The organism is Pseudomonas koreensis, assembly GCF_012986595.1.
GTDB classification, from domain to species: domain Bacteria; phylum Pseudomonadota; class Gammaproteobacteria; order Pseudomonadales; family Pseudomonadaceae; genus Aquipseudomonas; species Aquipseudomonas koreensis.
Map to the genome: position 1 here is coordinate 137971 of NZ_JAAQYM010000005.1, position 25342 is coordinate 163312.

Here is a 25342-nt window from a genome sequence, read left to right on the forward strand (position 1 = left end):
ACCCCGGCGGGAGCAAGCTCCCTCGCCACAAAAGCGCTTCAACCGCTCAAAGAGTCTTTGTAGGCAAACAACGCCGGCGCCCCACCCGTGTGCAGGAAGATGATCGGCCCCTCATCAAAGCGCTGGCGGCCGATGCCGTCGAGCAACCCGGCCATGGCCTTGCCGGTGTACACCGGATCGAGCAGCACCGCGTCCTGACTGGCCAACAGCTTCACTGCCGCCAGGGTCCCGGCATTCGGCTCGCCATAACGCGGGCCGAAGTATTCGTCCCACAATTGGACCTTGAAGTTCACCGGCAATTTCACGCCCAACAGGTCCGCTGTGCGCTCGGCCAGACCCTGCACTTTCGGGCGCTGATCTTCTTCGCTGCGCGAGACGGTCACACCGATCACCGGCAGTTGCGGCAAGGCTTCGCTCAAGGCCAGCGCCAGACCGCTGTGCGTCCCGGCGCTGCCCGAGGCCAGCACCACGGCGGCGAAATCGAGGCCGGTGTCCTTGATCTGCTCGGCCAGCTCCAGACCGGCACGCACATAGCCCAAAGCACCGAGGGCATTGGAGCCACCGATCGGCACCAGATACGGCTTCTTGCCGTTGCTGCGCAGGCGCACGGCGAGGGCGGCGAGTTGTTCGTCGGCGTTATCGAGGTTGTCGACCAGTTCGACCTTGGTGTCGAACAGATCGAGCAGCAGCCGATTGCCGTTGCCGGTGTAATCGCGGTCATCGGTGCCCAGCGGATTTTCCAGCAGGGCCACGCACCCCAGGCCAAGTTTGGCGGCCAGCGCGGCGGTCTGGCGCACGTGGTTCGATTGCAGGGCGCCTGCGGTGATCAGCGTATCGGCGCCCTGGGCGAGGGCATCGGCGGCGAGGTATTCGAGTTTGCGCAGCTTGTTGCCGCCCATGGCCAGCGGCGTCAGGTCATCGCGCTTGATGTACACATCGCGCCCGAGCCAGGTGGACAGACGTTCGAGTTTTTCCAGTGGCGTGGGGTGTCCGAGCAGGTCGAGACGGTTAAAGCGTTCCAGCTGTTGTTTGATCATGGGCCCGTACTGGCGGAGAAAGATGAAAGGACTATAGGCACGCGGTTTTACCGGGGCAACCGTCAATCGCTTATAGCCAAATGTGCTTAGGCCAGCACTATCGGTTCTTAATTCGCTCTCGCGGGCATGCCGTAAAGTAGTCGCCGTTAACGCGGCCAGATCGTCCGGCCGCCCGTGAGGAGTCTTTACCGTGAGCGAGCGTTCCAGCCATTGGCAACTGCAGACCATCGTCAGCCAACTGCGCAGTGCGCGGGATCAGTGGCGGACCCAAAATGGCCGGGCCACCGGCGAGCAGGGTGGCCGCGAGTTGCCGTCCCGCGCGGCAATGGCGGAAATTCTCGAGGCGCTGTGTGGCGCGTTGTTCCCGATGCGTCTGGGGCCGGTGGATCTGCGTGAGGAGAGTGAAGACTTCTATGTCGGTCACACCCTCGACACGGCGCTGAATGCCTTGTTGGCGCAGGCCAGGCTTGAGCTGCGCTACGTCGCCCGGCACAGCGCCCAGGACGACAACGACGTCGAGAAGCAGGCGATCCGCATCATTCAGGACTTCGCCCTGGCTTTGCCGGGCCTGCGCAGCCTGCTCGACACCGACGTGCTGGCCGCCTATCACGGCGACCCGGCGGCGCGCAGCGTCGACGAAGTGCTGCTGTGCTATCCGGGGATTCTGGCGGTGATTCACCATCGTCTGGCGCACCATCTGTATCGCGCCGGGTTGCCGTTGCTGGCGCGGATCAGCGCGGAGATCGCGCATTCGGCGACGGGTATCGATATTCACCCGGGCGCGCAGATCGGCCGCAGTTTCTTCATCGACCACGGCACGGGTGTGGTGATCGGCGAGACCGCGATCATCGGTGAGCGCGTGCGGATCTACCAGGCGGTAACCCTGGGCGCCAAACGCTTCCCGGCGGATGAAGACGGGCAGTTGCAGAAGGGCCATCCACGCCATCCGATTGTCGAGGACGACGTGGTGATCTATGCCGGGGCGACGATTCTCGGGCGGATCACCATCGGCCAGGGTTCGACCATCGGCGGTAATGTGTGGCTGACCCGCAGTGTGCCGGCGGGAAGCAACCTGACCCAGGCCAATCTGCAGCATGATGACGGGACGCAGAAATAGGATTTCCCGTTCGTGGCGTCGCCGTTCCCTGTGGCGAGGGAGCTTGCTCCCGCTCGGCCGCGAAGCGGTCCTAAAACCAGCGAGTGCGGCCTGCCGCGTCAAGAGGTTTTGGGACTGCTGCGCAGTCCAGCGGGAGCAAGCTCCCTCGCCACGATTTGCCCATCGAATCAGGTTGATGGCCTTCAGCCAATTCTCCAGTGAACGAATCGCTCAACCCTCACGTCATAGCCTTCCTTGAACTAGCGTAAAGCGGGCCATTTCAGGCTGGAACAGGGAGGGCTGCTGCGCGCTCCATCGGGGATAAATCCCCTCGCCACAAGCTACCGCTTGGCCGTGCGATTAGTCCTTGGCGCCCTATCCATGTTTAACTTGAACGTTCATTCAAGTTAAACCGGTGGTTCGCTGCCCGCTCACAACAGGAGGCTTGCCTTTGCTGAGTCCGATCATTTCAGCCACGTTTCAACCCCTCGAGGTGCATGCTTCATGAGTGCATCTTCTACCCCCGCCAGCGGTCTGGTACGCATGAATCCGCCGGTGTTCTACTTCGCCGCGACGGTCATTCTGCTGTTTGGTCTGGTTGTCATTGCCATGCCGGAGCAGGCAGGAGCCTGGTTGCTGGCTGCACAAAACTGGGCGGCCAATACGGTCGGCTGGTACTACATGCTCGCGATGACGCTGTATCTGGTCTTCGTGGTGGTCACCGCGTTATCGGGCTACGGCAAGATAAAACTCGGTGCCGACCACGACGAACCCGAATTCAGTTACTTGTCCTGGGCCGGCATGCTGTTCGCCGCCGGGATCAGCATCACGCTGTTTTTCTTCTGCGTGTCCGAACCGCTGACCCACATGCTGCAACCGCCGCAAGGCGAGGCCGGCACCGCCGATGCGGCGCGTCAGGCGATGCAGATCCTGTTTCTGCACTGGGGCCTGCACGGCTGGGGCGTGTTTGCCTTCGTCGGCATGGCGCTCGCGTATTTCGCCTATCGGCATAACCTGCCGTTGGCGTTGCGCTCGGCGCTGTACCCGCTGATCGGCAAACGCATCAACGGCCCCATCGGTTATGCGGTGGACGGCTTCGGCATCATCGCCACGGTGTTCGGTCTCGGCGCCGACATGGGCTTTGGTGTGTTGCACCTCAACTCCGGTCTGGACTACCTGTTCGGCATCGCCCATACCCAGTGGATTCAGGTTGGCCTGATCACACTGATGATGGGCGCGGCGATCATCGTCGCCGTGTCGGGGGTGGACAAGGGCGTGCGGGTGATGTCCGACATCAACATGCTGCTGGCCTGTGCGCTGCTGCTGTTCGTGTTGTTCGCCGGCCCGACCCAGCACCTGCTCAACACCCTGATCCAGAACCTCGGCGACTACCTCGGCGCCTTGCCGATGAAGAGTTTCGACCTCTACGCCTACGACAAGCCAAGCGACTGGCTCGGCGGCTGGACCGTGTTCTACTGGGCCTGGTGGATTGCATGGTCGCCGTTCGTAGGCTTGTTCATCGCACGGATTTCCCGTGGCCGCACCATCCGTGAATTCGTCTTCGGCGTGTTGCTGATTCCGCTTGGTTTCACCCTGGCGTGGATGTCGATCTTCGGCAACAGCGCCATCGATCAGGTGCTCAATCACGGCATGTCGGCACTGGGCATGTCGGCCCTCGACAATCCGTCGATGAGCCTTTATCTGCTGCTGGAAACCTACCCCTGGAGCAAGACCGTCATCGCCGTGACGGTATTCATCAGCTTCGTGTTCTTCGTCACGTCGGCCGACTCCGGCACCGTGGTGCTCTCGACCCTCTCGGCCAAGGGCGGCAACCCGGACGAAGACGGACCGAAGTGGCTGCGAGTGTTCTGGGGCGCGATGACTGCGCTGGTGACCAGTGCGCTGCTGTTCTCCGGCAGTATCGATGCGCTGAAGTCGGCAGTCGTGCTGACCTCGCTGCCGTTCTCGCTGATCCTGTTGCTGATGATGTGGGGCCTGCACAAGGCGTTCTATCTGGAGTCGCAGAAACAGATCGCGCAACTGCATTCGCTGGCGCCGGTCTCCGGTTCACGCCGCGGCACGGGTGGCTGGCGTCAGCGCCTGAGTCAGGCGGTGCACTTCCCGTCGCGCGACGAGGTGTACCGCTTCATGGACACCACGGTGCGCCCGGCGATCGAAGAGGTGACGGCAGTGTTCGTCGAGAAGGGCTTGAACGTGGTCACGCAGCCGGATCCGGCGCACGACAACATCAGCCTGGAAATCGGTCACGGCGAGCAGCATCCGTTCATCTACCAGGTGCAGATGCGCGGCTACTTCACGCCGTCGTTTGCCCGTGGCGGCATGGGTTCCAAGCAACTCAACAACCGTCGCTACTACCGCGCTGAAGTGCACTTGAGCGAGGGCAGTCAGGACTACGATCTGGTCGGCTATACCAAAGAGCAGATCATCAACGACATCCTCGACCAGTACGAACGCCACATGCAGTTCCTGCATCTGGTGCGTTGACCGGCGGCTGGGCGTCGAGACGTTTACGACTCGGCGCTCAGCACCATGAACAACACCATCGCAGCCATCGGCACCCCGAACACTGCACTGCCCACCGCAATTTCCGACCCCAGCGGCTGCCCGGCATGCACCACCCCCACCGCGCCATTGATCACCGTCAACGCCAGCCACAGCGCGGCGAAGCTGTAGGCCATGGTCTGCCGGCTGAAGCCGATGCGCTCCCCGATGTAGAGCATCAGGGCGAGCAAGACCAGGCCGAAGAAGATGATGATGGCGGTGTGCATGGCGGGTTCTGCCTGGTGGTTATGTATTGCCTGCAAGACCGCAATCGCGAGCAGGCTCACTCCTACAGCGGATCGCGGTTGCCTACACATCCCATGGTCAACCTCATTCCTTTCAGGAGTGAGCCTGCTCGCGATAGGGCCAACTCGGTGTCCTTTAGAGCATAGCCAAGTCAGCCCACCTCGATACCAGCCTGACTTTCTCGATCGGACACATTTCGCGACTGCTTCAAAGGTATCCGGAAGGCGAGGCACTTTCTCGCGGGCTCACGCTGGCCATTGGTCTGATCAATAACCGACTGCATGGGCGGTCAGCTAATATTTGTCTTAGTGTGTATCGTGTGTATAAATCTGCTGTCCACGCCCTAAAGTGATCTGCTCTTGCTGGCGAATAGGGCGAAGGAAATGCGTAGTCGGGAAATGATCAGGATGATCGAGGAGGATGGCTGGTATCTGGTTGCAGTGAAGGGCAGTCACCATCAATACAAGCATCCGTGCAAGTCGGGTCGGGTGACGGTCAAGCATCCGGATTCGGATCTTCCCAAAGGGACGATCAACAGCATTTTGAAACAGGCGGGTTTGAAATGAGGCCCGTGATTGGAAATGAAAGTCCTTTTATGAGGACGTCACAGGAAGGATTCACGTCTATGAAATTCCCGGTCGTTCTGCACAAGGATGCCGATTCGGACTACGGAGTGATTGTCCCGGATGTACCGGGGTGCTTCTCCGCAGGTACTACGGTAGCCGAAGCGTTTGAAAACACTCAGGAGGCCCTGGCCTTGCACTATGAGGGACTGGTGGCAGATGGTGCACCGTTGCCTCGAGTTCAGGACATTGATGCTCATCTCGACAATCCCGATTACGCGGGTGGAATCTGGGGCGTGGTGGACTTTGATATCACGCCCTATTTCGGCAAATCGGTACGTTTCAACGCCACGCTGCCGGAACAACTGCTTGAGCGTATCGATCAGACAGTCCGGCGTGATCAGCGCTACAGCTCCCGTTCCGGTTTTCTGGCCGCAGCTGCGTTACGCGAGTTGTCGGCATGACAAAGAACCTGTAGGAGCTGCCGCAGGCTGCGATCTTTTGATTCTGGCTTTGAAACGCGAAAGATCGCAGCCTTCGGCAGCTCCTACAGAGGCATGTGTGTCAGGTGCTCTCGCGCTCAATCACCTTGCACTGCAATAAATTCAGCCGCTGCACGTCATCGCTCGGCAACACCCCAAGGCTTTCCAATACCCGCGTTGCCGCCAGCACGCCAATCTCCAGTGCCGGCGGTTTGATCGTGCTCAGGCTCGGCAACAGCATCTCGGCGAACGGGTAATCGCCGAAGCCGAGTACGGCGCAGTCTTCGGGGATCTTGAGGCCGGCGCGTTGCCCGGCCAGCAGGCCGCCGGCGGCGAGGTTGTCGTTGGCGAAGACGATGGCGTCCGGGCGCGGTGTGGCGTTCATCAGCGCTTCCATCGCTTGCTTGCCGGCCTCGAACGGCGCGCGGTCGACGTCGGGGGCGAACACCCACGGCTCCAGCCCTAACTCGCGCACGGTGGCGGCATAACCATCGCGGCGTTCCAGTGCACTGAGGTCGCCGGGGGCGCTGTTCTGCACGAAAGCGATGCGGCGATAGCCTTTGGCATGCAGATATAGTGCAGCGGTCACGCCGACCTCGTAATGCGAAAAACCGATCTGCATCGGCTCGCGATCCGGCTGGTAATCCCAGGTTTCGATCACCGGGATATCCGCTTCGGCGATCATCTTTTCCGTGCCGGCGCTGTGGAAGTGGCTGGTCAGCACCAGCGCTGCCGGCGACCAGCCGAGGAACGCCCGCACGGCGTTTTCTTCCTGTTCAGTGCTGAAGTAACTCGACGCCAGCAACAACTGATAACCGTGGCGACTAAGGGTGTCACTGAAGCCCTGAATGGTGTTGGCAAAGATCGGCCCGGAGATGTTCGGGATCACCATGCCGACGATTCTGCCCCGCGCCGAAGCCAGCCCGCCGGCCACCAGGTTTGGCACATAACCCAACTCGGCGACTACCGCCGCAATCCGTTCGCGGCGCTCGGGGGAGACCGACTCCGGTTGATTGAAGTAACGCGACACGGTGATCGCCGACACGCCCGCCTGGCGCGCCACCGCATTCAGGGTCACGCGTCCGGCGCCACGGCGCTTGCGGGGCTTTTCCTGGCTCAAGTCTCGATCCTTCTTAAAAACCAAAACGCATATAAAAGTAATTTTTCAGTATTGGACGCTCTATGTGCAGCTTGCCAATACTGGCGATGTTAGCGCTAACAAGGCGCGTTGTCTGCTACTCGCTCGAGCGAATGCCCAAGACACCGATTCAGGCGCTGTCGTCGCAGAACGACAGCGGTTCAGGGCCAATTTCGAGCGGGCAAACATGCACAACATTCCTGGGGCGACACACACACTGGCGCAATCGATTCGCGCCGCTGGCTGGATTTTTACCGGGTTGGCGGCGTTGCCGCTGCCCAATGCTTTTGCCGCTGACAGCAGCGAACAAGAGCCGACACTCAAGTCCGTCACGGTCACTGCTACCCGCCGCGAAGAGTCGCTGCAGAAGGTCCCGGTGGCAGTCTCGGTGATCGACGGCGAACAACTGGAGCGCGACAACCGCAACGGCGTGGCGAGCATCGTCCAGCAAGTGCCGTCGCTGAATTTCCGTACCGGCGCCTCGAACAAGGACACCTCGTTGTTCGTGCGGGGTGTCGGCACGATTTCCACCTCACCCGGCGTCGAACCAACGGTGGCCACGGTGATCGACGGCGTGGTCTATGCGCGTCCCGGCCAATCCACCCTCGACCTGCTGGATCTGGAACGCGTCGAAGTGCTGCGTGGCCCGCAGGGCACCTTGTTCGGCAAGAACGCCTCGGCCGGTGTGCTCAACATCACCAGCAAGGCGCCAACCAACGAGACCCACGGTTACATCGACCAGTCGTACTACAGCGGCAACGAAAGCCGCACCCGCTTCGGCATTGGCGGCAGCCTGATTCCGGACACGCTCAAGGGCTCGATCAGCACCCTGTTCGGCAGCTACGACGGCAACGTCGATAACCAATACAACGGGCAGGAGGTTAACGGCTACAACCATCGCGGCGTGCGCGGCAAACTTGAATTCACCCCGAACGACGACGTCACGTTCACCCTGATCGCCGACTACATGCAGTCCCACGACGACGGCCCCAACGGCGTGGTCAGCAAGTCGCTGACTCCGGCCTTCGCCAACGCGCTGAGTCCGGTCTCTGCCAGCAGCCACAACCGCGACATCAACACCGACACCCGCAGCCACGTCGAAGACACCAACAAGGGCCTGTCCGGCCAGCTCGACTGGCAACTGGGCGATTACACCCTGACGTCGATCACTGCGTGGCGCGGCTGGGACAACACCCAGTATCAGGACGGCGATCGCCTGAGCACGATCACCGCCGCGTTCCCCGGCACCGCCGACAAGGGTGACCTGGCCTTCGATCAATACTCGCAGGAGCTGCGTCTGGCCTCGCCGAAGGGCGAATTCCTCGAATACGTCGGCGGCCTGTTCTACATGCATGGCAAGGATGACGAGACCTATCAGCGCACACTGACCACCACCACGCGCACCGACCGAGGCGTTGCCGACTACAGCACCACCAGCGACAGCTACGCCGCGTTCGGCGAGGCCACACTGAACTTCACTTCCGATTTCCGCGGCATCGCCGGGCTGCGCTATACCCACGATGATCTGGAATACGATCACCGCCGCGTCTCCACCTCGGCGACCACGGTCAGCGGCATTCAACCGGCGACCAGCAGCTCCGGTTCGGTGGACGAGGACGGCTGGTCCGGTCGCCTCGGCGTGCAGTACGACCTGAGCGATGCGGTCACCACGTATCTGACCTACTCGCGCGGCTACAAAGGTCCGGCCTACAACGTGTTCTTCAATATGCAGCCGCGTGACACCGAAGCGCTGAAACCGGAAACCTCGAACACCTGGGAAGCAGGGATCAAGGCGACGAGCTGGAACAACCGGCTGACCACCAACCTCGCGGTTTTCCACAGCGATTACGATAACTATCAGGCGAACTTTTTCGACACTGTCGCCGGGCAAGTGGTGACGCGCCTGATCAATGCCGGCAGCGTCAGCACCGAAGGCGTCGAACTCGATTACGCCTTGCAGGCGACCCAGCAGCTGAAGTTCTCCGGGGCCCTGGCCTACACCCGCGCACGCATCGATCAATTCAGTTGCCCGGCGGGCGCTGCAGCCTCGTGCAACGTCAATGGCAAGCCGCTGCCGTTCAGCCCGGACTGGAAAAGCTACGTGCGCGCCGACTACACCATCCCGCTGGAAAACGGTCTGGATATCGAACTCGGCACCGACTACAGCTGGCAGAGCGAAGTGCAGTACGACATCAGCCAGAACGCCGACACCAAGCAAGGCGCCTACGGCATCTGGAACGCCAGCGTCGCGCTGGCCGATTACAGCAACGGCTGGCGCGTGGCGCTGCTGGGCAAGAACCTCGCCGACAAGTCCTACTCACCGCTGCTCGCCAGTGGCGGCAACTACATCTACCGCGCCGTGCCACGGGATGACGAGCGCTACTTCGGCGTGCAACTGCGCAAGGATTTCTGAGATGAGCAGACAGCTGAAACTCGGCGCGTTTCTCATGGCCACCGGGCACCACGTCGCCGCGTGGCGGCACCCGGATGTGCCGGCCAACGCCGGTCTGGATTTCGCGCATTACAAGCGGCTGGCGCAGATTGCCGAGGCGGCCAGATTCGACACCTTGTTCGTGGCCGACAGCGTCGCCGCGCCAACCCAGGAGATTGCCAGCCGCATGGCGCGCTCCGATCACTTTGAACCGCTGACCTTGCTTTCGGCATTGAGCGCGGTGACCGAACACATCGGCCTGATCGCCACCGCTACCACCAGTTACAACGAGCCGTATCACGTGGCGCGTAAATTCGCCTCGCTCGATCACCTGTCCGGCGGGCGCGCGGGGTGGAATCTGGTGACCTCGGACAACGCCGCCGAAGCGCTGAATTTCGGTCGCGACGAACACATCGGCCACGCCGAACGCTACAGCCGCGCCCGCGAGTTTCATCAGGTGGTCACCGGGCTTTGGGACAGCTGGGAAGACGACGCCTTTGTGCGCGACAAGGCCAGCGGCGCGTATTACGACCCGTCGAAGCTGCACGTGCTGGATCATGTCGGCGAGCACTTCCGGGTCAAAGGCCCGCTGAACGTGGCGCGCTCGCCGCAGGGGCAACCGGTGATCGTGCAGGCCGGCTCGTCCGAAACCGGGCGGGAGCTGGCGGCGCAGACGGCCGAAGTGGTGTTCACCGCGCAACCTTCGATGGCCGGCGCGCAGGCGTTTTACACCGACCTCAAGGGCCGCCTGGCGAAGTACGGGCGCAGTGCCGATTCGCTGAAAATCATGCCGGGGGTTTTTGTCGTCGTCGGGCAAACGGAAGCCGAAGCGCAGGAAAAATGTGAAACGTTTCAGCAATTGGTCGAACCGGAGGTTGGCGTCGCCTTGCTTGGGCGTATGCTGGGCAACTTCGACTTGTCGAAGTACCCGCTGGACGGGCCACTGCCCGAGTTGCCGCTGACCGACAGCGGCCAGCAGAGCCGGCAAAAACTGCTGACCGAACTGGCCGGCCGCGAGCATCTGACGCTGGCCGAACTGGGCCGCAAGATTGCCGGTGGGCGAGGGCATTACAGCCTGGTCGGCACTGCGGCGCAGATCGCCGACCGTTTGCAGGAATGGTTCGAGCAGGGCGCGGCGGATGGCTTCAACGTGCTGGTGCCGCACTTGCCGGGCGGGCTGGAAGACTTTGCCCATGGCGTGGTTCCGGAACTGCAGCGGCGTGGGCTGTTCAGAACCGAGTATGAGGGCCGGACATTGCGCGAGAACCTGGGCCTGGCCCGGCCCGCAAACAAATTTGTGTAGATCACTTTTGTGGCGAGGGAGCTTGCTCCCGCAGGTCTGCGAAGCAGACCCAAAACCTGCCATCGCATTCAGACAGGCATGGCGCGCTGGATGGGTTTGCGGTTGCTGCGCAACCGAGCGGGAGCAAGCTCCCTCGCCACAGGGTTGGGATTCACCCTCAATTTGCTGTCAATCAAACAAGAGAGGATTCGATGACTTACACCGCTGCCGAAAACCGCTACGACTCCATCCCTTACCGCCGCGTCGGCCGCAGCGGTCTGGTGCTGCCGGCGCTGTCGCTGGGCCTGTGGCACAACTTCGGCGACAGCACGCCGATCGACACCCAGCGCGCCTTGCTGCGCACCGCGTTCGACCTGGGGATCAACCACTTCGATCTGGCCAACAACTACGGCCCGCCGTACGGCAGCGCCGAGATCAATTTCGGTCGCTTGCTGCGCGAAGACTTCAAGCAGTACCGCGACGAGTTGATCATCTCCAGCAAGGCCGGTTGGGACATGTGGCCCGGCCCTTATGGCCAGGGCGGCGGCTCGCGTAAATACGTGCTCGCCAGCCTCGACCAGAGCCTGCAGCGCCTCGGTCTGGACTATGTGGATATCTTCTATTCGCACCGCTTCGACCCGGACACCCCGCTGGAAGAAACCGCCAGCGCCCTCGCCACCGCCGTGCAACAGGGCAAGGCCTTGTACATCGGCATCTCGTCGTACTCCGGGGTGAAAACCCGTGAGATCGCCGCGCTGCTCAAAGAGTGGAAAGTGCCGCTGCTGATTCATCAGCCGGCGTACAACCTGCTCAATCGCTGGGTGGAAAAAGACCTGCTCGACACCACCGACGAACTCGGCACCGGGGTCATCGCCTTCACCCCGCTGGCGCAAGGTCTGCTGACCGACAAATACCTCAACGGCGTGCCGGCGGATGCGCGGGTCAATCGTCCGGGCGGTGGTTCGCTGCAGGCTTCGCACTTGTCCGAAGCGAACATCGCGCATGTGCGCGCGCTGAACGAGATCGCCAAGCGTCGCGGCCAGAGCCTGGCGCAACTGGCGCTGGCCTGGACCCTGCGTGATCCACGGGTGACCTCGGCACTGATCGGCGCGAGCCGGCCGGAACAGATCATCGAGAACGTCGGGGCGTTGAAGAATTTGAGCTTCAGTGCTGAGGAACTGGCGGAGATCGACCGGTTTGCCCAGGAGGGCGGGATCAATCTTTGGGAGAAGCCTTCGACGGCCGAGTAATCAGCAAAGCAAAAGATCGCAGCCTGCGGCAACTCCTGCATTGGAATACATTCCTCTGTAGGTGCTGCCGCAGGCTGCGATCTTTTGATCTTAAAAGTAAGGCACATCCCCCAACACCGTCGCCCGCTGCATCACCCGCCGTGCCGGGCGGTAATCATCCACCGCGTAATGCTGCGTCACGCGGTTATCCCAGAACGCGATGTCGTCCTGCTGCCAGCGCCAGCGAATGGTGAATTCCGGCCGCGTTGCGTGGGCGAACAGGAATTTCAGAATCGCCTCGCTTTCGGTTTCCGACAGTTCGTTGATCTTCGACGTGAAGCCTTCGTTGACGAACAGCGAGCGGCGTCCGCTCACTGGGTGGGTACGGATCACCGGGTGTGACAACGGCGGATTCTTGCGCCGTGCCTCTTCCCATTGCGCCAGGGCTTCTGGCGTGTTGCCGTAGCGCTCCAGCGGAAACGAGCGGGTGAAATCGTGAGTCGCGGTCAGCCCTTCGAGCAGGTTTTTCATCGGCGCCGACAGCGCTTCATACGCAGCAATCCCACTGGCCCACAAGGTGTCGCCACCGAACTCCGGCAACAGCTTGGCGCTGAGAACCGCACCCATCGCCGGGGTCGGCAGGAAGGTCACGTCGGTGTGCCAGATCGCGTTGTCGCGCACGTCGGTGACGGCGGTGTCGAGGATCAGTACTTCCGGTTGTTCCGGCACGTTCGGGTAGATCGGGTGAATGTGCAGGTCGCCGAAGTACGCGGCGAAACGCGCTTGTTGCGGCGGCTCGATCGGCTGGTTGCGGAAGAACAGCACTTGATACTTGAGCAAGGCCTGCTCAATGGCGTCGCGCTGTTCCAGGTTCAACGGCTGGCTGACATCGACACCGCTGATCTGTGCGCCGAGGGCCGAGCTTAATGGGGTGATGGTCAGGCTGCTCATGGTCTTTCTCTTCAATTCGGTTCATCACTCCCCGTAGGAGCTGCCGAAGGCTGCGATCTTTTGATCTTGTTTTCAGGAAGATCAAAATCAAAAGATCGCAGCCTTCGGCAGCTCCTACAGGGGGATTCAAAAAAATTTTCAGTGCGCCTGGCCGTGCCACGGCACCAGTTTGCGCTGCAGGGCGCGCAGGCCCATTTCCATGGCGAAGGCAATCAGCGCGATCACCAGAATCCCCAGCACCACCACATCGGTGACCAGGAACTGCGCGGCCGACTGCACCATGAAGCCCAAGCCGCTGGTGGCGGCGATCAGTTCGGCGGCGACCAGCGTCGACCAGCCAACCCCCAGACCAATGCGCACACCGGTGAGAATGTCCGGCAAGGCGCTCGGCAGAATCACATGGCGAATCAGTTGTGCGCGGGTCGCACCGAGCGATTGCGCCGCGCGCAGTTTCGCCGGGTCGACGGTGCGCACGCCGGTCGCGGTGGCAATCGCGATCGGGGCGAAAATCGCCAGGTAGATCAGCAGCACTTTCGACAACTCGCCGATGCCGCACCAGATCACGATCAGCGGCAGGTAGGCGAGCGGTGGGATAGGCCGGTAGAACTCGATCAGCGGGTCAAGCACACCACGGGCGATGCGGTTGGCGCCGATGGCAATGCCCACCGGCACGGCGGTCAGAATCGCGAAACCGAGGCCCAGGCCAATGCGGCTCAGGCTCGCGCCCAAGTGCTGCCACAGCGTCGAATCCATGTAGCCGCTGGTCGCCAGCAGCCAGCCTTTTTGCAGCACGGCAGACGGCGGCGGCAGAAACAGCGGTTCGATCAAACCGGTGGCGGTCACCGCCCACCAGATCACCAACAAAGCGAACAAGGTCAGCAGGCTGATCCAGCGCGTGCTGAGGCGGCGGCGCACGGGAATCACCACCGAAGGGCTTTTCACCGCCGCAGCGGAAACGTCGTAACTGCTCATGCGCGCTCCTGCCGCTGAACGGCACTGCGTTGCGAGAACACTTTGCTCAGCACGTGCTCGCGGGTTTCGATAAAACGCGGGTCGGACTTGATCGCCCGCGCCGACTCACCGGCGGCGTAACGCTGCCCGAAATCCAGGTGCAGGCGCTCGACGATCTGCCCCGGATTTGGCGCGAGCAGAATCAGGTCAGTGGCGAGGAACACCGCTTCTTCGATGTCGTGGGTAATCAGGAACACCGGTTTGGCGGTGCGCTGCCAGACTTGCAGCAACAGCTCCTGCATTTGTTCGCGGGTGAACGCGTCGAGGGCGCCGAAGGGTTCGTCCATCAGCAGCACGCGCGGGTCGGCGGCGAGTGCGCGGGCCAGGCCGACGCGCTGTTTCTGGCCGCCGGAGAGCTGCCAGATGCGGCGACTTTCAAACCCTGTGAGATCAACCAGCGCGAGCATCTCGCGAGCAATCTTTTCGCGTTTGTCTCTGACGACGCCGGCCAGTTCCAGACCGAAAGCCACGTTGGCCAACACATCCTGCCAAGGCAGCAGCGCGTCGTCCTGGAACACCACGCCACGTTCGGCGCTCGGGCCTTTGACCGGCACGCCATCGAGGATGATGCGCCCGGCACTCGGTTCAACGAAACCGGCAATCAGGTTCAACAGCGAAGTTTTGCCACTGCCGGACGGGCCGAGGGCGACCAGCAACTGCTGAGGCCCGAGGGTCAGGGAAATGTCCGCCAGCACCGGTGCAGGGCTGCCGGGATACTGTGCGCTGATGCGCTCCAGCTGTAGCAAGGCCATCGCAGTTAACTCCCGATCAGTTGGTGATGTATTTGGCGCTGACGTACGGCGCGTAATCCGGCAGCACCGCTTCGACCTTGCCTTGCTCCTTGAGGAACGCGGCGGTGTCGGTGATGGCCTTGGTGGTCGGCGCGCCGAGGGTGATCACTTGATCAGCGGCCAACGGGTAGACGTTGCCTTGCAGCAGCAGCGGAATGTCGCTGGCCTTGGCGCCGGACAGTTTCACCAGTTTGTCGACATGGGACTGATCGGCGAGCCAGGCTTGCGGATCCTTGCGGTAGTCGGCGTAGGCGTCGAGGGTGACTTTGGCAAACGCAGTGACGATTTCCGGGTGCTTCTCGGCGAAGTCCTTGCGCACGATCCAGGCATCGAAAGTCGGTGCGCCGAACTTGGCCAGCTCGCCGGAAGTGATCAGCACTTTGCCGTTTTCCTTGGCGACGCCCAGCGCCGGGTCCCACACGTAAGTGGCGTCGATGTCACCACGTTTCCACGCGGCAATGATCGCTGGCGGGGCGAGGTTGAGCACGGTGACTTTCGACGGGTCGATGTTCCAGTGTTTCAGCGCCGCGAGCAGGCTGTAGTGTCCGGTGGACACGAACGGCACGGCGATTTTCTTGCCGATCAGATCCTGCGGTGTCTTGATCCCGGAACCGTCACGGGCGACCAGGGCTTCAGCGGCGCCGATCTGGGTGGCGATGAGGAAGGTTTCCACCGGGACTTTGCGGGTGATGGCTGCGGTCAGCGGGCTGGAACCGAGGTAGCCGATCTGCACGTCACCGGAGGCGATGGCGGCGATGATGTCGGCGCCGTTGTCGAATTTGCGCCAGCTGATGTCGGCCTTGGTGGCTTTCTCATAAGCGCCGTCGGCCTGGGCAACTTTCGCCGGGTCAACGGTGGTCTGGTAAGCGACGGTGAGGTCGGCGGCCTGCGCCAGAAAGCTTGCAGCAGCCAGAGAGGCCACGGCCAGCAGGCGAAGCGGGAAATTCAGTTTCATGGGGGAGTGCTCCAAATCAGGCAACCGATGACCGGCGTGAAAGGAGACTAAATGATCTAAGAAACTAAAAATAAATAACTTTTTAGACTTAGCTTATGAGCGGAAAAATCTAAGGAGGGGAGTGGATCGTTCCCACTCAGAATGTGGGAATGATCAAGATCCAGGGCACGTGGTGCTTTTGTGGCGAGGGGATTTATCCCCGATCGGCTGCGCAGCAGTCGTAAACCATCCTGCACGGTATGTCGGACATACCGCGTGTTCAGGATTTGGGGCTGCTTCGCAGCCCAACGGGGATAAATCCCCTCGCCACAGGATTCTTTCCACACACAAGATTGTGTACTTCCAGATCAGTTGCTGATGGCAAGGATGCTCGCCTGATACGACCCGACAAACACGTCGAAATCGCCCACCTCGTTTTGCTCCAGCTCAGCCTGCGCCAGCAGCGACGAACGCGCCAGTTCTTCAAACTTCGCCTGATCATCCGCCGGCAACGGTTCGCGGCGGAAGAACTCGGCATGCGCCTGGCTCTGACGCAGGGAGAACTGCGCGAAGCTTTCCTTGTGTTCGGCCATCGCGGCCAGCACCTGCGCCGAAGGCGTCAGGGACGGATCGCTGACCTTGGCCAACTGAGCGTCCAGCGCCTTGCTGTGCGCATCGCCGCCATGGCTCTGGTCCAGCAGCGCGGCGAGCGGGGCGATTTGTTCCAGCAGCTCTGCTGCCCATGCCTTCAATTCGACCGGCTGCCCATCACGTTGCAACTGCAGGCCCGGACGGCGACCTTCCTTGACCACGCTGAGGAAGTTCGAGGTGGCGTTGCCGCACGACGTATTGGTCAGCAGCGGGCTGTCGTTCAGCGCGCAGTACAGCAGGAACGCGTCGAGGAAGCGCGACTCGGTCAGGTCGATGCCCATCGGCAGGAACGGGTTGATGTCCAGGCAACGCACTTCGACGTACTGGATGCCCCGGGCCATCAGCGCCTGGATTGGCCGCTCGCCTGTGTAGGTCACGCGTTTCGGGCGGATGTTGGAGTAGTACTCGTTTTCGATCTGCAGGATGTTGGTGTTGAGCTGCACCCACTCGCCATCCTGGTGCGTGCCGACTTCAACGTACGGCGGGTACGGCGTGGCCACGGCTTTGCGCAGGCTGTCGGTGTAGCTCGCCAGATCGTTGTAGCAAGGCGTCAGGCCGGCCTGGGCGTTGCTCTGGTAACCGAGGTCGCTCATGCGCAGGCTGGTGGCGTACGGCAGGTACAGGGTGTCCGGGTCCAGCTGTTCCAATTGGTGCGAACGGCCGCGCAGGAACCCTGCGTCCAGTGCCGGCGAGGCGCCGAACAGATACATCAGCAGCCAGCTGTAGCGCCGGAAGTTACGGATCAGCGCGATGTAGGACGACGACTGGAAATCGCGGTCGGTGCCGACGAAACCCTCGGCTTCGCGCAGCAGCGGCCAGAGCTTTTCCGGCAGGGAAAAGTTGTAGTGAATCCCGGCGATGCACTGCATGGTCTTGCCGTAACGCAGGGCCAGGCCCTTGCGGTAGACGTACTTGAGCTGACCGATGTTGGAGGTGCCGTAATAGGCGATCGGGATGTCTTCCTCGGCCGGCAACGGGCACGGCATCGATGGACTCCACAGGTACTCGCTGCCGAGCTTGCTGTAGGCAAAGCGATGAATCTTGTCCAGGCTCGCCAGAGTGTCTGCCGGGTCGGGCAGGGCGGGCGTGATGAATTCCAGCAGCGACTCGGAATAGTCGGTGGTGATCTGTTCATTGGTCAGCGCGGAACCCAAGGCTTCCGGGTGCGGCGTTTGCGCCAGTCGACCTTCGCTGGTCACGCGCAGGCATTCACGTTCGATACCGTGGAGGCACTGTTCGAGCAGAGAGAGGTTGGCGCGCTCGCCGAGCAGAGCCAGGCGGCGGTTGAGAAGTTCGCTCAATTTGGATTCCTTCACGCGTCAGTCGCCCCAATATGGGGGTGGGCAGGACGGTCTACAAGGGTGAAGTTGAAACTGGCGTTTTCGCCTGGTTTTTGAGCCGTGACGGCCCGTGCCGATTGCCAACTTCACTCCTTGAATCTGGCTATTGCGCGTGCGGAAAAGTTCGACGCCGCAGACACAGCGCCGAAATTAACTCAAATTGATGACGACAAGCTACAGGACAGCGAACGTGCCTTGCGCTTTTGCGACCAGTTTGTCGCCCTGCATCACGTCGGCTTCGACCACCAGCGTGCGGCGGCCCGGGTGAATCACTCGAGCCGTGCACAGCACCTCGCCGTCAGACACGGCGCGGATATAGTTGATCTTGCACTCGATGGTCGCGCTCTGCTGATCGAAGCCGTGGGTGCTGGAACAGGCCAGTCCCATGGCAATATCGACCAGGCTGAACAGCGCGCCGCCGTGCAACTTGCCGCCGCGATTGCGCAGTTCCGGCTCCAGCGCCAGGGCGACTTGCGCCACCCCGGTTTCCAGGCTGTGCAGGCGGCAGCCCAACAGCTTGAAAAACGCGCTCTCGACGAGCCCGGCGGGAATGTCCATCAGCGTTTCTTCAACTGCTTGGCGTTGGCGAACAGCGAGGCCATGGCGTTGTTCACCGGTGCCGCTGCAGGCGTTTCCTTGCGCGGCGCGTTGCCCGAAGACTGGCGTGGCGCCGAACCCGGACGCGAGCCGCGGGCACCGTCGATCTTCTCGCCCGGGGTGTCGCTCATGCGCATCGACAGGCCAACGCGTTTGCGCGGGATATCGACTTCCATGACCTTCACTTTCACCACGTCACCGGCCTTCACCGCTTCGCGTGGATCCTTGATGAACTTCTCCGACAGCGCCGAGATGTGCACCAGACCGTCCTGGTGCACGCCGATGTCGACGAACGCGCCAAACGCGGTCACGTTGGTGACGACGCCTTCGAGAATCATCCCCAATTGCAGGTCTTTGAGGTCTTCGACGCCTTCCTGGAACTCGGCGGTCTTGAACTCCGGACGCGGGTCGCGGCCCGGTTTTTCCAGTTCCTGCAGGATGTCGGTGACGGTGGGCAGACCGAAGGTCTCGTCGGTGAATTTCTTCGGGTCCAGACGCTTGAGGAACGCGGCATCGCCGATCAGCGAGCGAATGTCGCGGTCGGTTTCAGCAGCAATGCGTTGCACCAGCGGATAGGCTTCCGGGTGAACCGCCGAGGAATCCAGCGGGTTGTCGCCGTTCATCACGCGCAGGAAGCCGGCTGCCTGTTCGAAGGTTTTTTCGCCCAGACGCGCGACTTTCTTCAGTGCCGCGCGGGTTTTGAACGCGCCGTGTTCGTCACGGTGCGTCACGATGTTCTGCGCCAGGGTCGCATTGAGGCCGGAAATCCGCGCCAGCAGTGCCACCGAGGCAGTGTTCACATCGACACCGACGGCGTTCACGCAGTCTTCGACCACCGCATCCAGACCGCGCGCCAGTTTCAGCTGCGACACGTCATGCTGGTACTGACCGACACCGATGGATTTCGGATCGATCTTCACCAGCTCGGCCAGTGGGTCCTGCAAGCGACGGGCAATCGACACCGCGCCACGGATCGACACGTCCAGATCCGGGAATTCCTTGGCCGCCAGTTCCGACGCCGAGTACACCGATGCGCCGGCTTCCGAAACCATGACCTTGGTCATCTTCATCGCTGGATATTTTTTGATCAGCTCGATCGCCAGTTTGTCGGTTTCACGGCTGGCGGTGCCGTTGCCGATGGCGATCAGGTCAACCGAATGCTTGGCGCACAGGGCGGCCAGGATGGCGATGGTCTGATCCCACTTGTTGTGTGGCACATGCGGGTAAACCGTGGCGTGATCGAGTAGTTTGCCGGTGGAGTCGACCACCGCGACCTTGCAGCCGGTGCGCAGGCCCGGGTCGAGGCCCAGGGTGGCGCGCGGGCCGGCCGGCGCGGCCAGCAGCAGGTCGTGCAGGTTGTGGGCGAAGACGTTGATCGCCTCGGTTTCGGCACCGTCGCGCAGCTCGCCGAGCAGGTCGGTTTCCAGGTGGGTGTAGAGCTTGACCTTCCAGGTCCAGCGCACCACTTCACCGAGCCATTTGTCGGCCGGGCGGTTCTGGTTCTGGATGCCGAATTGCTGGCCGATCATGCCCTCGCACGGGTGCATGGTGCCCGGCAGCTCGTCGTCGACTTTCAGCGCGGAGCTGAGGATGCCTTCGTTGCGGCCACGGAAAATCGCCAGTGCACGGTGCGACGGCATGCTTTTCAGCGGTTCGTCGTGTTCGAAGTAGTCGCGGAACTTGGCGCCTTCTTCTTCCTTGCCGGCAATCACCCGGGCGCTGAGGATCGCTTCCTGCTTGAGGAAGTTGCGCAGTTTTTCCAGCAGGCTGGCGTCTTCGGCGAAGCGTTCCATCAGGATGTACTTGGCGCCTTCGAGCGCCGCCTTCACATCAGCCACGCCTTTTTCCGCGTCGACGAAACGTGCGGCTTCGGCTTCCGGGGTCAGGTTCGGGTCGTTGAACAGGCCGTCGGCCAGCTCGCCGAGGCCGGCTTCCAGGGCGATCTGGCCCTTGGTGCGGCGCTTCTGCTTGTACGGCAGGTACAAGTCTTCGAGGCGGGTCTTGGTGTCGGCAAGCTTGATGTCGCGCTCGAGGGCCGGTGTGAGTTTGCCTTGTTCCTGGATGCTGGCGAGGATGCTGATGCGCCGTTCGTCGAGTTCTCGCAGGTAGCGCAGACGCTCTTCCAGATGACGCAGCTGGGTGTCATCGAGGCTGCCGGTGACTTCTTTCCGGTAACGGGCGATGAAGGGAACGGTAGAGCCTTCATCGAGTAGCGCGACGGCCGCTTCGACCTGTTGCGGGCGTACGCCGAGTTCCTCGGCGATGCGGCTGTTGATGCTGTCCATAAAACCACCTGACATAGTGTGAAAGCAGGCTCGCAGGCACGGAAATAAAGGCCCGGAGTCTGGTTGAGCGGCTAGAAAATTGCCGCTGCCTGGGTCAAAAGGCTCCCCATTGACCGGTGAAATCGAACAATTACTGCGCAGGTCCAGAAAAAATCGCGGCCACCTGCGGTAACGATTCAGACGTTGCCTGGCACAAAACGCCGCGCATTATAACCAGCGTTCTGTCATTCGGGGGCGTTGCAGTCTGTAGGCATAAACCCCGGTTTTCTGGCAGTGAAGGAAAAATCTGCTAACAATGCACACGGTGCGTATAACGGCAGCTACGCCATAATGCGCGCCGAGCTAAAAGGAGCATCCAATGAGCAGCACTGTAAATAATGCTGAAGGCGAAAAAATTCTTATTGTTGACGACGATCCGGGTTTGAGCAGCCTGCTGGAACGTTTTTTCGTCAGCAAGGGCTACCGCGCCCGCACCGTACCGAACACCGAGCAGATGGATCGTCTGCTGTCGCGTGAAGTGTTCAATCTGGTCGTCCTCGACCTGATGCTGCCGGGCGAAGACGGCCTGACCGCGTGCCGTCGTCTGCGGGCCGCGAACAATCAGATTCCGATCATCATGCTCACCGCCAAAGGCGATGAGATGAGCCGCATCAAAGGCCTGGAACTCGGCGCCGATGACTACCTGGCCAAGCCGTTCAACCCGGACGAGCTGATGGCTCGGGTCAAGGCGGTGCTGCGTCGTCAGGCCGCGCCGGTGCCGGGCGCGCCGGGCAGCGAGGACGAAAATGTCACTTTCGGTGATTACGTCTTGTCGCTGGCGACCCGTGAACTGAAACGCGGCGACGAAGTGCACATGCTCACCACCGGTGAGTTTGCGGTGCTCAAGGCCCTGGTGATGAACGCGCGTCAGCCGCTGACCCGCGACAAACTGATGAACCTGGCCCGTGGCCGTGAGTGGGATGCTCTGGAGCGTTCCATCGACGTGCAGATTTCCCGTCTGCGCCGGATGATCGAGCCCGATCCGTCGAAACCGCGTTACATCCAGACGGTCTGGGGCGTGGGCTACGTGTTTGTACCGGATGGCACTGCCACCAAGTGATCGGTGATTTGTAGGAGCGGGTCTGCAGGGTGGTCCAATGGCCTTGCCCGCAGACTCGCAATCCGCAATATGCGAGCATGGCTCGCTCCTGCAAGTGTGTAACGGTTATCGATGAAAACCCCCGTTTGGTTCCCCCAAAGTTTTTTCTCCCGCACCCTGTGGCTGGTGCTCATTGTCGTGCTTTTTTCCAAGGCGCTGACCCTGGTTTATCTGTTGATGAACGAGGACGTGCTGGTCGATCGCCAATACAGCCACGGCGTCGCCCTGACGCTGCGCGCCTATTGGGCTGCCGACGAAGAAAACCGCGCGAAGATCGCCGATGCCGCGACCCTGATCCGGGTGGTCGGTGCCGGTGTGCCGGAAGGCGAACAGCACTGGCCGTACAGTGAAATCTATCAGCGGCAGATGCAGGCGGAGCTGGGTGCCGACACCGAAGTGCGCTTGCGCATGCACTCGCCTCCGGCGCTCTGGGTGCGTGCGCCGAGCCTCGGTGATGGCTGGCTGAAAGTGCCGCTGTACCCGCATCCGCTGCGCGGCCAGAAAATCTGGAACGTGCTCGGCTGGTTCCTCGCCATCGGCTTGCTGTCCACCGCGTCCGCGTGGATTTTCGTCAGTCAGCTCAACCAGCCCTTGAAGCGTCTGGTGTATGCCGCGCGGCAACTCGGCCAGGGTCGCAGCGTGCGCCTGCCGATCAGCGACACACCGAGCGAGATGACCGAGGTGTATCGCGCCTTCAACCAGATGGCCGAAGACGTCGAACAGGCCGGGCGCGAGCGCGAGCTGATGCTGGCGGGGGTGTCCCATGACTTGCGTACGCCGTTGACCCGCTTGCGCCTGTCGCTGGAGCTGATGGGCGATCGCAACGACCTGACCGACGATATGGTCCGCGACATCGAAGACATGGACGCGATTCTCGACCAGTTCCTCGCCTTCATTCGCGATGGTCGCGACGAGTCGGTGGAAGAAGTGGACCTGAGCGATCTGGTGCGTGAGGTGGCCGCGCCGTACAACCAGAGCGAAGAAAAAGTGCGCTTGCGCCTGGAGCCGATCCAGCCGTTCCCATTGCGTCGGGTGTCGATGAAGCGTCTGCTCAATAACCTGATCGGCAACGCCTTGAACCATGCCGGCAGCGGTGTCGAGGTCGCGGCCTATGTGTCCGGTGACACCAGCGCGCCCTATGTAGTGCTGAGCGTGATGGACCGTGGCGCGGGGATCGATCCGTCGGAGCTGGAGGCGATTTTCAACCCGTTCACCCGTGGTGACCGTGCCCGGGGCGGCAAGGGCACCGGGTTGGGCCTGGCGATCGTGAAGCGGATTGCTTCGATGCATGGCGGCAATGTCGAGCTGCGCAATCGTTCTGGGGGAGGGCTGGAGGCGCGAGTGAGGTTGCCGTTGGGGTTGATGTTGCCGCGGGACGCGGTTTAAAGCCTAAAAAAGATCGCAGCCTTCGGCAGCTCCTACATGGGATTGCGTACCCTGTAGGAGCTGCCGAAGGCTGCGATTTTTTGCTTTTAACCTTTGCCCTTGGTGCGAGTCATGTTCGGCCCGCCATTCTTCTCAAGGTGCTCGATGATGATCCCCGCCACGTTCTTGCCTGTGGTGGTCTCGATCCCCTCCAGCCCCGGCGACGAGTTCACTTCCATCACCAGCGGTCCGTGGTTGGAACGCAAGATATCCACACCCGCCACGGCCAGGCCCATGACCTTGGCTGCACGCAAGGCAGTCATGCGTTCTTCCGGGGTGATCTTGATCAGGCTGGCGCTGCCGCCGCGGTGCAGGTTGGAGCGGAACTCTCCCGGTTTGGCCTGACGCTTCATCGCCGCGATCACCTTGTCGCCGACCACGAAGCAGCGAATGTCGGCACCGCCGGCTTCCTTGATGTATTCCTGGACCATGATGTTCTGCTTCAGGCCCATGAACGCTTCGATCACCGACTCTGCCGCCGTCGCGGTTTCGCACAGCACCACGCCGATACCCTGAGTGCCTTCCAGCACCTTGATCACCAGCGGCGCGCCGTTGACCATGTCGATCAGGTCGGGAATGTCATCCGGCGAGTGGGCGAACCCGGTCACCGGCAGTCCGATGCCGCGACGCGACAGCAGTTGCAGCGAACGCAATTTGTCCCGCGAACGGGCGATGGCCACCGATTCGTTGAGCGGGAACACCCCCATCATTTCAAACTGGCGCAACACCGCGCAGCCGTAGAACGTCACCGATGCGCCGATCCGCGGGATCACCGCATCGAAGCCTTCCAGCGGTTTGCCGCGGTAGTGGATCTGCGGCTTGTGGCTGGCGATGTTCATGTAGGCGCGCAAGGTGTCGATCACGACCATTTCATGCCCGCGTTCGGTGCCGGCTTCGACCAGACGACGGGTGGAATACAGACGCGGGTTCCGCGACAGCACAGCGATCTTCATGCAACACCTGTGGAGGAGGTAGATACCGGGAACACCGGCTTGTCTTGTACATATTTGACGCCTGGATTGACCACCAGGTGGCCGTCGATCAAGGCTTTGGAACCGAGCAACAGGCGATAGCGCATGGACTTGCGGCAGGCGAGGGTGAACTCGATCGGCCAGACCCGATCACCCAGGGCCAGCGTCGTGCTGATCACGTAGCGTTCCTGGGTATGACCGTTGGAGCTTTTAATGGTTTTACGCGTGACCAGCGGCGCTTCACAGCGCCGATGACGCAACTGCACCACCGTGCCCAGGTGCGCGGTGAAGCGCACCCACTTCTCGCCGTCGCGTTCGAACGGCTCGATGTCGGTGGCGTGCAGACTGGAGGTGCTGGCGCCGGTGTCGATTTTCGCGCGCAAGCCGGCGACTCCCAGATCCGGGAGCGCCACCCACTCGCGCAGACCGACAACGGTCAAATGGTCAAATGTCTTCAAAGGTACTCAACCGGCAGAAACCGCTCGGGCCGCGTACGGCCGAATTCGCGGTATTCACGCAGAATAATGGTTAAAAGGCGACAGATATCTACGGCCCGGATCGCCGACGCCTCAAGCGGGTGTCGGCTGGTGCGCATTGTAATCCGGGACGGCGTAATTCATGGCACGACAGAAACGGTAGTACAGTTCATCAATATTTCAGAATGAGGAAATTCCATGGCACAAAAAAGCGAAGAGGACGACAAGGTCCGTCTCGATAAATGGCTGTGGGCGGCGCGGTTTTATAAAACCCGGGCCTTGGCCAAAGCTGCCATCGAGAGTGGCAAGGTGCATTGTCGGGGGGAGCGCTGCAAGCCTGGCAAAGAGCCACGCATTGGCGACGAATTCGAGATTCGCACCGGGTTTGAAGTGCGCACGGTGAAGGTTGAAGCCTTGTCGATCGTGAGGCGCGGCGCACCCGAGGCGCAGACGCTATATACCGAGACCGAGGCCAGTGTAGCCAAGCGTGAAGCGGCTGCGGCGATGCGCAAGGCCGGCGCGTTGGGCGTGAGCACCGACGGCAAACCGAGCAAGAAGCAGCGGCGAGATCTGTTCAAGTTTCGTGGCAGCAGCAACAGCGATTGACTAGCACGGCAAACCATTGTGGTGAGGGAGCTTGCTCCCGCTGGAGGCCCAAGGACTCCCTACCCAGTCGATCATGTATTTCAAAGTACAACCGAGTCGA

At 61.6% G+C, this 25342-nt stretch carries 22 protein-coding genes; 10 read left to right on the forward strand and 12 right to left on the reverse strand.

Annotated features, from left to right (window positions below; all coding sequences use genetic code 11):
- Positions 1–38: 38 nt before the first annotated feature.
- Complete coding sequence (locus HBN98_RS16550; RefSeq protein WP_083367337.1) at positions 39–1037, reverse strand: D-cysteine desulfhydrase; 999 nt, start codon at positions 1035–1037, stop codon at positions 39–41.
- Between the two features lie 190 nt (positions 1038–1227).
- Between HBN98_RS16550 and epsC the strand changes: the two genes are divergently transcribed.
- Complete coding sequence (gene epsC, locus HBN98_RS16555; protein WP_083367336.1) at positions 1228–2154, forward strand: serine O-acetyltransferase EpsC; 927 nt, start codon at positions 1228–1230, stop codon at positions 2152–2154.
- Between the two features lie 522 nt (positions 2155–2676).
- A complete protein-coding gene (gene betT, locus HBN98_RS16560) occupies positions 2677–4638 on the forward strand; it encodes a choline transporter BetT (protein ID WP_169842759.1) in 1962 nt (653 codons plus the stop codon).
- A gap of 23 nt (positions 4639–4661) precedes the next feature.
- Here betT and HBN98_RS16565 read toward each other — a convergent pair whose 3' ends face one another.
- A complete protein-coding gene (locus HBN98_RS16565; RefSeq protein WP_083367335.1) occupies positions 4662–4922 on the reverse strand; it encodes a hypothetical protein in 261 nt (86 codons plus the stop codon).
- Between the two features lie 402 nt (positions 4923–5324).
- On the opposite strand from HBN98_RS16565, the gene HBN98_RS16570 reads away from it, so the two are divergent.
- On the forward strand, positions 5325–5507 hold the full coding sequence (locus HBN98_RS16570) for a type II toxin-antitoxin system HicA family toxin (RefSeq protein ID WP_064585473.1): 183 nt from the start codon (positions 5325–5327) through the stop codon (positions 5505–5507).
- A complete protein-coding gene (locus tag HBN98_RS16575; RefSeq protein ID WP_169844064.1) occupies positions 5504–5968 on the forward strand; it encodes a type II toxin-antitoxin system HicB family antitoxin in 465 nt (154 codons plus the stop codon). Before HBN98_RS16570 ends, HBN98_RS16575 begins: the two co-directional genes overlap by 4 nt.
- Before the next feature lie 100 nt (positions 5969–6068).
- Here the strand turns inward: HBN98_RS16575 and HBN98_RS16580 are convergent, their stop codons facing one another.
- Entirely contained in the window at positions 6069–7106 is a 1038-nt protein-coding gene (locus HBN98_RS16580; RefSeq protein ID WP_083367334.1) for a LacI family DNA-binding transcriptional regulator, read from the reverse strand.
- A 205-nt stretch (positions 7107–7311) separates the two neighbouring features.
- On the opposite strand from HBN98_RS16580, the gene HBN98_RS16585 reads away from it, so the two are divergent.
- The 3 genes from HBN98_RS16585 to mgrA all read left to right on the forward strand — a co-directional run bounded on the left by HBN98_RS16585 (position 7312) and on the right by mgrA (position 12087).
- Positions 7312–9537 carry a TonB-dependent receptor gene (locus tag HBN98_RS16585; RefSeq protein ID WP_083367333.1) on the forward strand — a complete coding sequence of 742 codons (2226 nt, stop codon included), beginning with the start codon at positions 7312–7314 and terminating at the stop codon, positions 9535–9537.
- A 1-nt stretch (position 9538) separates the two neighbouring features.
- Positions 9539–10858: an LLM class flavin-dependent oxidoreductase gene (locus tag HBN98_RS16590; RefSeq protein WP_083367332.1), complete on the forward strand. Its 1320-nt coding sequence runs from the start codon at positions 9539–9541 to the stop codon at positions 10856–10858.
- A 191-nt stretch (positions 10859–11049) separates the two neighbouring features.
- The gene (mgrA, locus tag HBN98_RS16595) at positions 11050–12087 is read left to right on the forward strand and encodes an L-glyceraldehyde 3-phosphate reductase (protein WP_007917913.1); all 1038 of its coding nucleotides are present in this window, start codon (positions 11050–11052) and stop codon (positions 12085–12087) included.
- Positions 12088–12177: 90 nt separating this feature from the next.
- Here mgrA and tauD read toward each other — a convergent pair whose 3' ends face one another.
- The 7 genes from tauD to HBN98_RS16630 form a co-directional block, all read right to left on the reverse strand.
- Positions 12178–13017, reverse strand: coding sequence for a taurine dioxygenase (gene tauD / locus HBN98_RS16600; RefSeq protein ID WP_083367331.1), 840 nt, complete (start codon positions 13015–13017; stop codon positions 12178–12180).
- A 138-nt stretch (positions 13018–13155) separates the two neighbouring features.
- Positions 13156–13989, reverse strand: coding sequence for a taurine ABC transporter permease TauC (gene tauC, locus HBN98_RS16605; protein ID WP_083367330.1), 834 nt, complete (start codon positions 13987–13989; stop codon positions 13156–13158).
- Positions 13986–14780 carry a taurine ABC transporter ATP-binding subunit gene (gene tauB / locus HBN98_RS16610; protein WP_083367329.1) on the reverse strand — a complete coding sequence of 265 codons (795 nt, stop codon included), beginning with the start codon at positions 14778–14780 and terminating at the stop codon, positions 13986–13988. The genes tauC and tauB overlap by 4 nt, the downstream gene beginning before the upstream one ends.
- Positions 14781–14796: 16 nt before the next feature.
- Positions 14797–15774, reverse strand: a complete 978-nt coding sequence (tauA, locus tag HBN98_RS16615) for a taurine ABC transporter substrate-binding protein (protein ID WP_064585480.1) — start codon at positions 15772–15774, stop codon at positions 14797–14799.
- A gap of 347 nt (positions 15775–16121) precedes the next feature.
- Positions 16122–17705 (reverse strand): glutamate--cysteine ligase, encoded by a 1584-nt coding sequence (gene gshA, locus HBN98_RS16620; RefSeq protein ID WP_083367328.1) that lies wholly within the window; start codon positions 17703–17705, stop codon positions 16122–16124.
- 213 nt (positions 17706–17918) lie between these two features.
- A complete protein-coding gene (locus tag HBN98_RS16625) occupies positions 17919–18302 on the reverse strand; it encodes a PaaI family thioesterase (protein WP_064585482.1) in 384 nt (127 codons plus the stop codon).
- On the reverse strand, positions 18302–20626 hold the full coding sequence (locus tag HBN98_RS16630; protein WP_083367327.1) for a Tex family protein: 2325 nt from the start codon (positions 20624–20626) through the stop codon (positions 18302–18304). The genes HBN98_RS16625 and HBN98_RS16630 overlap by 1 nt, the downstream gene beginning before the upstream one ends.
- Positions 20627–20984: 358 nt before the next feature.
- Here HBN98_RS16630 and ompR point away from each other — a divergent pair, with 358 nt between their 5' ends.
- On the forward strand, positions 20985–21725 hold the full coding sequence (ompR, locus tag HBN98_RS16635) for an osmolarity response regulator transcription factor OmpR (RefSeq protein WP_064585484.1): 741 nt from the start codon (positions 20985–20987) through the stop codon (positions 21723–21725).
- 111 nt (positions 21726–21836) lie between these two features.
- A complete protein-coding gene (locus tag HBN98_RS16640; protein WP_027611205.1) occupies positions 21837–23150 on the forward strand; it encodes an ATP-binding protein in 1314 nt (437 codons plus the stop codon).
- Between the two features lie 86 nt (positions 23151–23236).
- On the opposite strand, the gene rimK is transcribed toward HBN98_RS16640, so the two are convergent.
- Entirely contained in the window at positions 23237–24142 is a 906-nt protein-coding gene (gene rimK, locus HBN98_RS16645; protein ID WP_007949201.1) for a 30S ribosomal protein S6--L-glutamate ligase, read from the reverse strand.
- Positions 24139–24618 carry a retropepsin-like aspartic endopeptidase RimB gene (rimB, locus tag HBN98_RS16650; RefSeq protein ID WP_064585485.1) on the reverse strand — a complete coding sequence of 160 codons (480 nt, stop codon included), beginning with the start codon at positions 24616–24618 and terminating at the stop codon, positions 24139–24141. Before rimB ends, rimK begins: the two co-directional genes overlap by 4 nt.
- 216 nt (positions 24619–24834) lie before the next feature.
- Between rimB and HBN98_RS16655 the strand changes: the two genes are divergently transcribed.
- Positions 24835–25242, forward strand: a complete 408-nt coding sequence (locus tag HBN98_RS16655; RefSeq protein WP_083367326.1) for an RNA-binding S4 domain-containing protein — start codon at positions 24835–24837, stop codon at positions 25240–25242.
- Positions 25243–25342: the final 100 nt, after the last annotated feature.

Bases quoted from the DNA above. Each gene is read 5' to 3' on its own strand.
- HBN98_RS16550 (WP_083367337.1), bottom strand. From the start codon at position 1,037: ATGATCAAACAACAGCTGGAACGCTTTAACCGTCTCGACCTGCTCGGA.
- betT (WP_169842759.1), top strand. From the start codon at position 2,677: ATGAATCCGCCGGTGTTCTACTTCGCCGCGACGGTCATTCTGCTGTTT.
- HBN98_RS16565 (WP_083367335.1), bottom strand. From the start codon at position 4,922: ATGCACACCGCCATCATCATCTTCTTCGGCCTGGTCTTGCTCGCCCTG.
- HBN98_RS16570 (WP_064585473.1), top strand. From the start codon at position 5,325: ATGCGTAGTCGGGAAATGATCAGGATGATCGAGGAGGATGGCTGGTAT.
- HBN98_RS16575 (WP_169844064.1), top strand. From the start codon at position 5,504: ATGAGGCCCGTGATTGGAAATGAAAGTCCTTTTATGAGGACGTCACAG.
- HBN98_RS16585 (WP_083367333.1), top strand. From the start codon at position 7,312: ATGCACAACATTCCTGGGGCGACACACACACTGGCGCAATCGATTCGC.
- HBN98_RS16590 (WP_083367332.1), top strand. From the start codon at position 9,539: ATGAGCAGACAGCTGAAACTCGGCGCGTTTCTCATGGCCACCGGGCAC.
- mgrA (WP_007917913.1), top strand. From the start codon at position 11,050: ATGACTTACACCGCTGCCGAAAACCGCTACGACTCCATCCCTTACCGC.
- tauD (WP_083367331.1), bottom strand. From the start codon at position 13,017: ATGAGCAGCCTGACCATCACCCCATTAAGCTCGGCCCTCGGCGCACAG.
- tauC (WP_083367330.1), bottom strand. From the start codon at position 13,989: ATGAGCAGTTACGACGTTTCCGCTGCGGCGGTGAAAAGCCCTTCGGTG.
- tauB (WP_083367329.1), bottom strand. From the start codon at position 14,780: ATGGCCTTGCTACAGCTGGAGCGCATCAGCGCACAGTATCCCGGCAGC.
- tauA (WP_064585480.1), bottom strand. From the start codon at position 15,774: ATGAAACTGAATTTCCCGCTTCGCCTGCTGGCCGTGGCCTCTCTGGCT.
- HBN98_RS16625 (WP_064585482.1), bottom strand. From the start codon at position 18,302: ATGGACATTCCCGCCGGGCTCGTCGAGAGCGCGTTTTTCAAGCTGTTG.
- HBN98_RS16630 (WP_083367327.1), bottom strand. From the start codon at position 20,626: ATGGACAGCATCAACAGCCGCATCGCCGAGGAACTCGGCGTACGCCCG.
- ompR (WP_064585484.1), top strand. From the start codon at position 20,985: ATGAGCAGCACTGTAAATAATGCTGAAGGCGAAAAAATTCTTATTGTT.
- HBN98_RS16640 (WP_027611205.1), top strand. From the start codon at position 21,837: ATGAAAACCCCCGTTTGGTTCCCCCAAAGTTTTTTCTCCCGCACCCTG.
- rimK (WP_007949201.1), bottom strand. From the start codon at position 24,142: ATGAAGATCGCTGTGCTGTCGCGGAACCCGCGTCTGTATTCCACCCGT.
- HBN98_RS16655 (WP_083367326.1), top strand. From the start codon at position 24,835: ATGGCACAAAAAAGCGAAGAGGACGACAAGGTCCGTCTCGATAAATGG.